Origin of the sequence: Bacteroides fragilis NCTC 9343 (genome assembly GCF_000025985.1) — a bacterium.
Lineage (GTDB): Bacteria > Bacteroidota > Bacteroidia > Bacteroidales > Bacteroidaceae > Bacteroides > Bacteroides fragilis.
In genome coordinates this window covers 3163517-3175556 of the sequence record NC_003228.3, presented here as the reverse complement: position 1 = coordinate 3175556, position 12040 = coordinate 3163517, and the positions used below count along the sequence as shown (strand labels likewise).

10 protein-coding genes are annotated in these 12040 nt (G+C 45.4%); 8 read left to right on the top strand and 2 right to left on the bottom strand.

Annotation, left to right across the window (positions count from 1 at the left end; genetic code table 11):
• Positions 1–285 precede the first annotated feature (285 nt).
• The 4 genes from BF9343_RS13030 to BF9343_RS13015 are packed head-to-tail and all read left to right on the top strand — an operon-like array spanning position 286 to position 4156.
• On the top strand, positions 286–1683 hold the full coding sequence (locus BF9343_RS13030; protein ID WP_010993115.1) for an RtcB family protein: 1398 nt from the start codon (positions 286–288) through the stop codon (positions 1681–1683).
• Between the two features lie 4 nt (positions 1684–1687).
• Complete coding sequence (gene prfH / locus BF9343_RS13025) at positions 1688–2308, top strand: peptide chain release factor H (RefSeq protein WP_010993114.1); 621 nt, start codon at positions 1688–1690, stop codon at positions 2306–2308.
• 25 nt (positions 2309–2333) lie between these two features.
• On the top strand, positions 2334–3047 hold the full coding sequence (locus tag BF9343_RS13020; protein WP_010993113.1) for an RNA ligase family protein: 714 nt from the start codon (positions 2334–2336) through the stop codon (positions 3045–3047).
• Positions 3044–4156 (top strand): AAA family ATPase, encoded by a 1113-nt coding sequence (locus BF9343_RS13015; RefSeq protein ID WP_010993112.1) that lies wholly within the window; start codon positions 3044–3046, stop codon positions 4154–4156. Before BF9343_RS13020 ends, BF9343_RS13015 begins: the two co-directional genes overlap by 4 nt.
• 435 nt (positions 4157–4591) lie before the next feature.
• Here BF9343_RS13015 and BF9343_RS13005 read toward each other — a convergent pair whose 3' ends face one another.
• Positions 4592–7753: an ATP-binding protein gene (locus BF9343_RS13005; protein WP_011202980.1), complete on the bottom strand. Its 3162-nt coding sequence runs from the start codon at positions 7751–7753 to the stop codon at positions 4592–4594.
• 348 nt (positions 7754–8101) lie between these two features.
• Here BF9343_RS13005 and BF9343_RS13000 point away from each other — a divergent pair, with 348 nt between their 5' ends.
• The gene (locus BF9343_RS13000) at positions 8102–8458 is read left to right on the top strand and encodes a winged helix-turn-helix transcriptional regulator (protein WP_005788387.1); all 357 of its coding nucleotides are present in this window, start codon (positions 8102–8104) and stop codon (positions 8456–8458) included.
• Positions 8455–8901, top strand: coding sequence for a GNAT family N-acetyltransferase (locus tag BF9343_RS12995; protein WP_005788385.1), 447 nt, complete (start codon positions 8455–8457; stop codon positions 8899–8901). The genes BF9343_RS13000 and BF9343_RS12995 overlap by 4 nt, the downstream gene beginning before the upstream one ends.
• 63 nt (positions 8902–8964) lie before the next feature.
• On the opposite strand, the gene BF9343_RS12990 is transcribed toward BF9343_RS12995, so the two are convergent.
• Positions 8965–10029 (bottom strand): LacI family DNA-binding transcriptional regulator, encoded by a 1065-nt coding sequence (locus tag BF9343_RS12990; protein ID WP_010993110.1) that lies wholly within the window; start codon positions 10027–10029, stop codon positions 8965–8967.
• A gap of 253 nt (positions 10030–10282) precedes the next feature.
• On the opposite strand from BF9343_RS12990, the gene BF9343_RS12985 reads away from it, so the two are divergent.
• Together BF9343_RS12985 and BF9343_RS12980 are read left to right on the top strand one after the other, a co-directional pair.
• The gene (locus BF9343_RS12985) at positions 10283–11308 is read left to right on the top strand and encodes a sugar kinase (protein WP_005793314.1); all 1026 of its coding nucleotides are present in this window, start codon (positions 10283–10285) and stop codon (positions 11306–11308) included.
• Positions 11309–11354: 46 nt separating this feature from the next.
• Positions 11355–12023 carry a bifunctional 4-hydroxy-2-oxoglutarate aldolase/2-dehydro-3-deoxy-phosphogluconate aldolase gene (locus tag BF9343_RS12980; RefSeq protein ID WP_010993109.1) on the top strand — a complete coding sequence of 223 codons (669 nt, stop codon included), beginning with the start codon at positions 11355–11357 and terminating at the stop codon, positions 12021–12023.
• The last annotated feature ends 17 nt before the right edge of the window (positions 12024–12040 follow it).

The following is a 12040-nucleotide window of genomic DNA, read 5'->3' as shown; positions in this document are numbered from 1 at the left end:
GGTTTTTAATTATGTCAGAGAAATAATATCTTCAGTATCGGAACTAAGTTGCCCCATCGGGAGGATGGGTCTTTATAACTATATCTTTTAGTATGCGTCGCAATTCTGCTGCTGGCGATGCAAGTTGATTAGTTCCACAATCACATTTAATTTATTTATTATTCACCTCAATGCTGTGAAGAGGAGTGGTTATATCCTTTTCTAAAGTATTGGTATCTCGCATATTGTCTTTTGTCTGTCCAATGGCAGGCAACCGGTGTCTTGTATGCGAATGGAAAAAACAGTATGGGAATACGTTTAAAAGATTTAAGTAAACTGGGATATAGAGATAATGTAGCTCGTAGTCTGGCTGTTGCTCTCGTTGGCAAATATTGTAAACACGAAACAAAAGAGCAGATATTAGCCGCCTTGGGCGATATTCTCAAGAATCCCGAGGTATATAAAAACAGTGAGATATGGAGTAAACTGGCCGAACATCTTTCTCCTGTATTTATCGAAAAAAGATTGACGCCGTATGATTTACTTGATGAGCCCTTGGGTTATAAAACATATGGAAGCAAGTACATTGAAACATTAGCCAAACAGCAGATGAATCTCGCCATGCGGCTGCCGATTACTCTTGCCGGAGCATTGATGCCCGATGCACATGCCGGTTACGGGTTACCGATAGGGGGAGTATTGGCTACAGATCATGCGGTTATCCCGTATGCTGTGGGGGTTGATATCGGTTGTCGGATGAATCTCACCCTGTTTGATGCCGGGGAGGATTTTCTGAAACGCTATTCGCACCATATTAAAGAAGCGCTGAAGGAGTTTACTCATTTTGGCATGGATGGCGGATTGTCTTTTGCACAAGAGCATGAGGTGCTTGACAGAGAAGAGTTCCGAATGACCGAATTGTTGAGAGGACTTCATGGCAAGGCGGTACGGCAATTAGGTAGCTCCGGTGGTGGAAATCATTTTGTGGAATTTGGTAAGATGAGCTTACAGGCCGGTAATGTCTTGGGCGTTCCGGAAGGAAACTACGTGGCTTTGCTGTCCCATTCCGGTTCGCGTGGTTTGGGTGCTGCCATTGCCAAACACTATAGTATGCTGGCACGCGACCTCTGCCGTCTGCCTCGCGAGGCTCAGCACTTTGCCTGGCTGGGGTTGGATACGGAAGAAGGACAGGAATACTGGCTTAGTATGAATTTAGCGGGTGATTATGCTCGTGCCTGCCATGAGCGGATTCATCTGAATTTGTCAAAAGCTTTGGGGCTGAAACCTTTGGCCAATGTGAACAATCACCACAATTTTGCATGGAAAGAGGAAATCGCTCCCGGACAGACAGCCATTGTGTATCGTAAAGGAGCAACACCTGCACAGAAAGGCCAACCGGGACTGATCCCCGGAAGTATGGCAACGCCCGGTTATTTGGTATGTGGTAAAGGGATAAGTGAGGCCCTTTGTTCTGCCTCGCATGGAGCGGGACGAGCTATGTCCCGCCAAAAGGCAAAAGACAACTTTACCCGGTCGGCATTGAGAAAGTATCTTTCTCAGGCCGGAGTCACGCTGATTGGTGGCAGTGTCGAAGAAATGCCGTTGGCTTACAAGGATATTGACCGGGTGATGAAAACCCAGGAGGAACTGGTTGAAGTCCAAGGTACCTTCATGCCCTGCATCGTACGAATGAATAAAGAATAGGATAATGGAAAAGACGTATTTACAAATCACTTCAGGACGTGGTCCTGTAGAGTGTTGTCGTGTAGTGGCTTTGGTACTCGAAAAAATATTGAGAGAAGCACAGAAACGGAAATTGAGAGTAGAAATCCTGGAAAAAGAGACTGGTCCTGTCAATCGCACTTTGTTGTCGGTAGTCGTTGCACTCGAAGGTGCAGGTTGCGATGTATTGGCTGACGAATGGGAAGGGACTGTGCTATGGATTGCCCGTAGCCCGTATCGGATTCATCACAGGCGGAAGAACTGGTTTGTCGGTGTGCAGACTTTCCTCCTGTCCGAAAGTTGTGAGGCTACCGAAGATGATATCCGGTATGAAACCTTACGGGCGTCCGGACCCGGAGGGCAACATGTCAACAAGACAGAATCTGCCGTAAGAGCTGTTCATATCCCCAGCGGAATCAGTGTAGTGGCATCCGACCAGCGTTCGCAATGGCAGAATAAAAAACTGGCTACTGAACGATTGTTGGTCAAGCTGACCGCTTGGAACATAGAGCAAGCGATGATTCAGGCACAGACCAATTGGAGCAATCACAACAGCCTTCAAAGGGGAAACCCGGTGAAGATCATTCAGGAAGAACTCCGGTTTTAAGTATTAACGATTAAAAGAAAAAACTATGTTATCAGAAAAATATGGTCGTACCTATCACTATCCGTTCTCTCCCGGGACGACGAGTGACGACCGGATCAATCATACATATTGGGAAGATATCCGGAAGATAAGCACCTTGGTGCATACCGAGAAGCTGGATGGAGAGAATAATTGTTTGAGCAGATATGGAGTCTTTGCCCGTTCGCATGTCGCACCTACCACTTCGCCATGGACAAGCCAGTTGCGTCAACGCTGGGAGTTGCTGAGAAACGATCTGGGAGATATTGAACTGTTCGGTGAAAATCTGTATGCCGTTCATTCCATTGAGTATAAGCGGCTGGAAACACATTTTTATGTATTTGCTGTCCGTTGCCTGGACAAATGGCTGTCATGGGATGAAGTGAAATTTTATGCTGCACTGTTCGATTTGCCAACCGTGCCCGAATTGTGCACGGAGTGCGTGGACGGATTAACAGTAGCATCTTTGGAACAGCATGTTGTCTGTTTGGCGCAGGAGCCGAGTGTCTTCGGCTCCTGTGATGCACTGACCGGTCTGGACTGTACCCGGGAAGGAGTGGTTACCCGGAATATCGGTGAATATGCTACTGCCGATTTTGCCCACAATGTGTTTAAGTATGTCCGTAAAGGTCATGTACAAACAGGGGAGCATTGGACACGTCATTGGAAACGTGCCCGTCTGGTATGGGAGTTGAAACAAGAGAAAGGAGGTAATCGATGATTTGGAAATTGAGCGAACGGAAAGACTGGAACTCGTTGGAACAACAGTTCGGGTGGGTACGGGATATGAACCAAGTTCCTCAGCATACGGTGCATCATGCCGAAGGAAGTGTGGCTGTACATACCCGCATGGTGCTCGAAGCATTGCTGCGACAACCTGCCTATCCGATGCTTCCGGAACAGGAACGGGAAATACTTTGGGCAGCCGCTTTGCTTCACGATGTGGAAAAACGTTCGACTTCAGTCGATGAGGGTAATGGACAGGTTACCTCTAAGAACCATGCTAAACGTGGGGAGACTACTGTCCGTACTCTTCTTTATAGAGATATACCTGCTCCTTTCAATATACGCGAGCATATAGCTTCACTGGTACGCCATCATGGTCTGCCTATTTGGTTGATGGAACGCGAAGATCCTTTAAAGCGTGCTTGTGAGGCTTCGCTGAGGCTGGACACCTCGTTGCTGAAACAATTGACTGTTGCCGATATTTGCGGACGTATCAGTACAGACAAAGAAGTGTTGCTGGAGGCTACCGAATTTTTTGAGATGTTCTGTCGGGAGCAGCAATGTTGGGGAAAGGCACGGGAATTTGCCAATGGCACAGCCCGTTTTCACTACTTTCATACACCCCGATCCTATATCGATTATGTTCCCCACGATGATTTTAAATGTGGGGTAACATTGCTTGTAGGTCTGCCCGGTATGGGAAAAGACTATTATATCGAATCTCGATGTGCCGATATGCCGGTTGTCAGTTTGGATGCCATCCGGCGTAAACATAAGTTTAGTCCCACTGACAAAGCGGCCAATGGCTGGGTGGCACAAACTGCTAAAGAACAGGCCCGGATCTATCTTCGCAAGGGACAGGACTTCATTTGGAATGCTACCAACGTGAGCCGTCAAAGGCGTACTCAGTTGATCGACTTGTTCATTACGTATGGGGCACGGGTTAAAATAGTCTATATAGAGAAACCTTATTCAGTCTGGCGGCGACAGAACAGTACACGCGAATATGAAGTTCCGGAAACGGTTCTGGATAAGATGTTAGGTAGGTTGGAAGTTCCTCAGTTGACAGAAGCCCACGAGGTGGTTTATGTCGTAGAGGAATAATGGAAAATTTGTATCTCGACCGGATATGGTTCACCGCAGATTACCCGGGTTTGCACAGAAACTTCGATAAATAGCTGGATATTTACTTTTAATCTGTGTGATTCGGTGTAATCTGTGGAACTTTTGGATATATACATACCGGTTATTTTCGATCATTACCTATATTCTGTTTGTAATATTGCAACGGTACTTTTCCGGTAAATCGTTTGAAGCTTTTGATAAAATGAGTCAGGACGCAATATCCGTGTTCGATGCACTTCAATCTCTACAATCTCTTGTATATCCGACATGAATGCCATCCTCAGGTTTTCGTCATTGTATATCGATCGCCTCGCCCCCTTGTGGTATAAGTTGATCGCAAACAGATTGAGGAGGTTTGCATCAAGGTGAATATGGAGTGAAACTGTCATAATGGGGCGGTATATCGCGCTGTTGTCATAACAAAATGATCCGTTTTTGCATAATCTCCGTGATTTGTGCTTTTAATTGCCGTGCATTGATCGGTTTGGGCATATATCCGTCGAATCCGTTTTCCATCACCCGTTGCTCGTCCGAAGCGTAGGCAAAGGCCGTAACTGCTATGATAGGAACTTTGGCTGAGTATTTACGGATTTCCTGCGTGGCTTCGTATCCGTCCATAACCGGCATATTGATATCCATCAAAATAATCTGTGGATTTTCTCTTTTGAATCTTTCGACAGCTTCGCGTCCGTCCCAGGCATGAATCAGATGATAGTCGTGCCCGAGGATCGATTCGAAGAGGCGGTAGTTGCTTTCATTGTCTTCAGCGATTAGGATAGTCAGTTTGTCTTTTTCTACTGAGATGGGCTGAATCTCGGTTTTTTGCATTGTTCCGGCGGAAGTGCTTGCCGCTTTATAAGGGAGGGAGAACCAGAACGTGGAACCTTTGCCTTCTTCCGAATCTACACCGATATGTCCGCCCATGTGCTCGACGAGGGTACGGCAGATGGAGAGTCCCAGGCCTGTTCCCTGTGCGAAACTGTTCAGTTTGACAAAACGTCCGAAGATGCTTTCCTGTTTGTCCTTAGGGATGCCACATCCGGTATCGGTGACATAGAAATAGAGTTCTTTGCCACGGTGTTCGTAACCGAAGCGGATACTTCCCCGGGAAGTGAACTTGATGGCATTGGTCACCAAATTGATGATCAGTTGTGAGAGCCGGTTCTTTTCGGTACATACCGGGCACACAGGGAGGCCGGGAACAAATTCCAGTTGTACGTCGTCCGACTTTAATTTCAGTTTCAGGGTGCTTTCCAGTTTTTTAAGCTCGGTGTTGAGTTCGATGTCGGAGTACTGGAACTCGAGTGTACCGGCTTCTATTTTCGACAGATCGAGGATGTCACTGATGAGTTGTAACAATAATGCATTGTTGTTCTCAATGATGCTGACGTATTCTTGTTTCTCCTCTTCTTCCTCGGTGGATGCCAGTATTCCCGAAAATCCGACGATGGCATTGAGCGGAGTACGGATTTCGTGACTCATGTTGGCAAGAAAGGCAGATTTAAGACGATTGGATTCTTCGGCCCGGTCTTTGGCCGAAGTCAGTTCCATTTCCATCTTTTTACGTCCGGTGATTACCTGTGAAGAACCGACCAGTGTCACCGGAATTCCGTTTTCGTCGCGGGTTTCCACTGCAGCTTGGGCTTCTACCCACTCTATTTTGTGAGTGTGATTCCGGATGTTGATCACCCGATACTCTTCTTTTACTTTTTCCAAGCGCCCTTCTATCAGGTCTTTATAAGCTTGTTCCACTCGTATGCGGTCCTCCTTATATATTTTCGAGAAGTATTGTGAGTCGGGTACAGCCAACTGTTCTTCGCTTACGTTATTACCTTGTGCACTGAGTTCAATGGGCTTATTGATGTCGCAAAGAATGGTTTTGCTGAGTAAGTCCCATTTCCAGGGAATGATGTCGGCTACTTCCAGCGCCATAGATAGTTTATGGTTTGTGGCGTTCAACTTCTGCTGTGCACGATGAAGTTCAGTGCTGTCTACGCAGAAGATGTCGATGACATTCTCCTGATGTGCACCTTTTAATACGATGTCGTAGAATCTGTCTATCTTTTTGAAGTAATAAGGGAATGTGATGGCACGGTTCTCCTTCAGGGAGATCTGGATGAAGTGTAGAAATTCAGGTAGAGATTCAGGAAACAGTTCACTGGCCCGCTTACCGACGACATCCTCTCTACGGAAAAAATGTTTTTCGAAATGGGGATTTACGTTCAGGTAGATCAAGTCGTCGGCTACACCTTGTTCGTTTACGATTAGTTTCTCCTGCATGTAGAGCAAAGGCATGTTATCGATCAGATTTTTATAATTAGCCATAGCCTCGATTTCTTTCAACTGGATCTGTCTGAGATGCGTGAGCGTACGGATACGATAGAGGAAAAACCAGACGAGCAGGGCGATGCAAACGGTTGTTCCCGGCAGGAAATATTTATATTTGTCCCAAAAGGTGATAGGTTTGTTCAGAAAACGGGTGTGAGCGGGCCACTCGTCGGGAGACAAACCTTTGCGGACCAATACCTGATAGTTGATGAGTGGTGTACCGTCTGTGGGCAGATAATGTGGAAGATCCCGTGGAGATTTCCCGCTGAGGATTTCCGAAAACATGTTGGACAGCTTTTCATTGAAGTGATTCTGGTCGTAGGTGTAACCACCCACCATTCCACTCTCTTTGTCATTCAGTTCAATCATATTGAGAGCGAATATTGGAGGGGATACGGTGGAAACGATTTCAGGCAGGATCATTGTCAACATCATGTTGCCGGCAAACTGCCGTTTGTGGAACCAGCTGGAAAACAGAATACCCGTGGTCCGGGGATCGACAAAGTTGAGTGAATCGATCAGTTGGTTGGTTTTCTTTATGTCACGGGAAGACAGGAAGGTATAGTGTACATCCGGATGTTTGGTCCGTAGAATTTCTTGAATCTCCTGACTGTTGACTTGGTTGACAAAGCGTTCGTCGCCCACGTAGATGAATCTTTTCATCCGGGGGAGTGTACGGAACATCATTTCTACATTCTCGTGGATATAGAGATTGGCATAGAGGTAGGTGAGATTGCAGGATTGGGACAATTCTGCCAATGGTACACGTTCGGAAAGAGGAATGGGTTGTTTCGTCAGATAATAGTGCTCAGGCCCGGTATAGTCTTTTCCGGCACAGAGAACCATTGGAATGTCACCCCACATTTTTCTAAGATCATCTTTCAATATGAGAGAAGAGTTGCCTAATAACAGCAGCATACGTGGGCGGTGGGAACCGTATCTGTCGAAAAGACTGTCTTTGAATTGGTCCAGAATGCTGTCATTATCTATCATTATCATGTTCATATGTTCGGTGTATACAGCCAGTTTGGGGTCGTCTTTTACGAAGTTGGTTGCTGTTGAGATCAAGCGGTTACTCCAAGGGAATGATTCGGTATATGTATTAATGATTAAGATGTAGTCTTTGATATCCATCGTGTCTTTTTGTGCAGATACGGGGCATACGGACAACTGGTAGAGAATAAGAGATAGCCATAACTTCAACAAAAATGATTTGTCGAAGGATTTGATGTTTGTGAAGAGGGTCATATCTTTGATGAAAAAGTATTTATGTTTGTTTGATCGTGTACAAAAGTATTAATAATAAATGGATTGTACCTCTTGTTTAGACTAAATTTAAAGTTTATCCGGTAAAATCTGTGGTGAGTTATGACATACCCTCTTTGATTATTTTTATGAATCAAATAATATCTTTGCGTCCTCTGCAAGTACATCGACTGTGAATTGATTAAATAAAACAATAGTTCTCTTTCGTAAGTTTATTATCTTTGTGCCTGCAAAGGTGTATTATTCTGTGCTGATAGATGTGAATGTGGCTTAATATCAGGGGATCAAATTAACTTTGCAGGTTTTTAATATGACAGAAACGATTAGAGAATGAAGAACTTCCATCCTACGGGAACTTGTCCCATCAGGGACGTATTATGCCGGCTGGGCGACAAGTGGTCGATGCTGGTGCTGGTGACGCTGAATGCGAACGGAACGATGCGCTTTGGTGACATTCATAAAACAATAGACGATATTTCGCAACGGATGCTGACTGTTACTCTCCGTACGTTGGAGGCCGACGGGTTGGTGGAACGGAAAGCATATGCGGAAGTACCACCGAGGGTGGAATATTGCCTGACGGAAATGGGACATAGTTTGATTCCACACGTCGAAGCATTGGTTGGATGGGCACTGGATCATATGACAATGATTTTTGAACATAGAGAACAACAGAAAGGGTTATGAAAGTCGAACAGGTATTTTCAGACAGGAAGCGTTTCCTCGATTTGCTCTTGCTGGCAGATGAGCAGGAAGATATGATAGACCGGTATCTGGAACGTGGAGATATGTTCGCTCTATATGATGAAGACAAGCTCAGGGCGGTTTGTGTGGTTACTAACGAGGGGAAAGGAATTTACGAATTAAAGAATATCGCAACTTGTCCGGATAGCCAGCGTAAGGGATATGGTAAAAGCCTGATTGAATATCTGTTTCACCATTATTCGGACCGATGCTCGGTCATGTTTGTGGGAACAGGAGATACTCCACATACGCTTTTATTCTATCAATCCTGCGGATTTGTTCCTTCCCATCGTATTAAGAATTTTTTCACCGACCATTATGATCATCCTATTTATGAGAATGGCATCCGGCTCAGGGATATGGTTTATTTGAAGAGGGAAAAATAAGGAACCCAGACTGCAAGAATGTTGTTTTTTTCTTTGCAGCCTGAACTCTTTTCAGTGTTTACATTACTTACTGTGATAATAGTCGATATTTTCTTTGGTCAGGAGATCGATGGGCATATAGTTGGTACAAGCCACTTCTTTCCTGAATATCAGATGATCACACAAAGTTTTGATACTATTGAATCCTTGTAATTCCGGTTGCTGTGCAATCAGGAAAGAGACAGTGCCTTCCTTCAGGCACGTTACGTTTCGCTCGAGCAAGTCGTAACCGATCAGGCTGAAATCACTTTTCCTGCGTTGTTGCAGGTATTCACCGATGATGTATACTTTTGAATTGAACGTGATGCCATGCTTGACGTCCGGATGTTCGCGGAAGAAGTCATCCAGCATCCGGCTATCTTCAATATTCAGGTCGGCGTGCAGGTTGAGTTCAAGGATGTTACAGGCGGGATGATGCTCTTGCATATATTGGCGAAATCCGATTTCGCGGCTTTCCTGCTGGTTCGAGCCGATCACTCCTTCGTGTATCTTGCGGAAAATTACGATTTCCCGGTCATTTACGGCGAGTAACATCAGCATGCGTGCTGCAAAGTATCCGCTCTGGTGTGAGTTTTGACCGAAGAAGGCAAGTGGAGGGGCGTCTTTGATTTGTGAATCAATATATATATATGGTATACCCAGTTCATTTAGTGCATCGGTAAATCCTTTGGTATATTGTGGTACAGTGGGAGCAAACATTACTCCGTCCGGTTGTTCTTCGATAACGGCCTGACTGGTTGCCACAAACGAATTGTAATCGTAGGGGTCATAATGGGTGATATTTGCCGAAATATTGAAGTCGGAGTATGTGGTAACCGCTTCCCGAATCCCTTTTTGCACATCTGTCCAATATTCGCCTTCCAGATGTTTGGGTAGCAGACAGGCAAAAGTATATTTCTTATTGGAAGCCAACGCGCTGGCATACATATTAGGCTGATAGTCGAGTTGCTTTAAGATTTCTTCTACACGTTTACGGCTTGCTTCCGACACTCCGCTACGGCCATGGAGCACCCGGTCTACAGTTCCTACAGATACATTTGCCAAGCGGGCAATATCCTTAATTCTGATTCTTTCTGGCAATTTATTCATGCGTTCACCTTTATTTGTGTGAGGTTTTGTGCCCGGACACACTAATAGTTTTATTTCTATGGACACAAATATATAACAATTTTTGTAATCCTGAAAATTTACGTATCTTTGTGTCCGCACACGGAACTTGTTCGGTGTAAGTTTTATGAGTTGTTATTTCTCCTATTACCAGTTTATTATCGCTAAAAATAGGGGGTGACGATAAATTATAACTGAATAATCTAAATTGCTCGTTTCATTAAAATATTAAATTATGGGAAAGAAAGTCGTTACATTAGGCGAAATCATGCTTCGGTTGTCTCCTCCGGGAAATACCCGCTTTGTCCAGTCGGACTCTTTTGATGTGGTATATGGTGGAGGTGAGGCTAACGTGGCGGTGAGCTGTGCCAATTATGGTCACGACGCTTATTTTATAACCAAACTGCCTGGACATGAAATCGGGCAGTCGGCAGTAAATGCACTCCGTAAATACGGTGTAAAGACAGACTATATTGCGCGGGGAGGCGAACGTGTAGGGATCTATTATTTGGAAACCGGTGCAGCTATGCGTCCCAGTAAAGTGATTTACGATCGTGCCCATTCTGCCATTGCCGAGGCCGTTGCAGCGGACTTTGATTTTGACAAGATCATGGAGGGGGCCGACTGGTTCCATTGGTCTGGTATTACTCCTGCCATCTCAGACAAAGCAGCCGAATTGACCCGGCTTGCTTGTGAGGCTGCCAAGCGTCATGGAGTGACGGTGTCGGTCGACCTGAACTTTCGTAAAAAACTATGGACGAAGGAGAAGGCGCAGTCCATCATGAAACCTTTGATGAAGTATGTAGACGTATGTATTGGTAATGAGGAGGATGCGGAACTCTGTCTGGGATTTAAACCTGATGCGGATGTGGAAGGCGGACATACAGATGCAGAGGGCTATAAGGGAATTTTTCGGCAGATGATGGATGAGTTTGGGTTCAGCTATGTGATCTCGACGTTGCGAGAATCTTTCTCTGCATCACATAATGGTTGGAAAGCCATGATTTATAATGGTGAGGAATTCTATGTTTCCAGACATTACGATATCGATCCGATTATTGACCGTGTGGGAGGGGGGGATTCTTTCTCTGGCGGTGTCATACACGGCCTGCTTACAAAGCGAACCCAGGGTGAGGCTCTTGAATTTGCAGTGGCAGCATCGGCATTGAAGCATACCATTAATGGTGACTTCAATCTTGTTTCTGTGGCGGAGGTCGAAGCGCTTGTCGGAGGAGATGCGAGCGGACGTGTACAAAGATAATCGTGGGTGATAGTGGGTTGTCAATCTTTAAATCGTATATATTCTTATGGCTAAATTTGATAAAATAGCTGTCTTGAACAAAATAGGTTCGACAGGTATGGTTCCTGTATTTTATCACGAAGATGTGGAAATAGCGAAGAAAGTGGTAAAAGCTTGTTATGAAGGTGGAGTTCGTGCTTTTGAGTTTACCAATCGGGGGGACTTTGCCCAGGAAGTATTTGCCGGGCTTGTAAAATTTGCTGTCTGTGAATGCCCGGAGATGGCTATGGGAGTCGGATCAGTGGTTGATCCGGCTACTGCAGCTCTGTATATACAATCGGGGGCTGACTTTGTGGTAGGTCCCTTGTTTAATCCGGCGATTGCTAAGATATGCAATCGCCGGCTGATCGCTTATACACCGGGGTGTGGCTCGGTTTCGGAAGTGGGCTTTGCACAGGAAGCCGGTTGTGATCTTTGTAAGATATTTCCCGGAGATGTGTACGGACCAAATTTTGTGAAAGGCTTGATGGCTCCGATGCCTTGGTCCAAATTAATGGTGACCGGTGGGGTAGAGCCTACCCGGGAGAACCTGACAGGATGGTTTGGAGCGGGTGCATTCTGTGTCGGTATGGGATCTAAATTATTTCCGAAAGATAAGGTAGCAGCCGAAGATTGGGGATATGTTACCAAGAAATGTACCGAAGCCTTAGAATACATTGCCGAGGCAAGAAAGTAATTAAAATGGCGAATAGA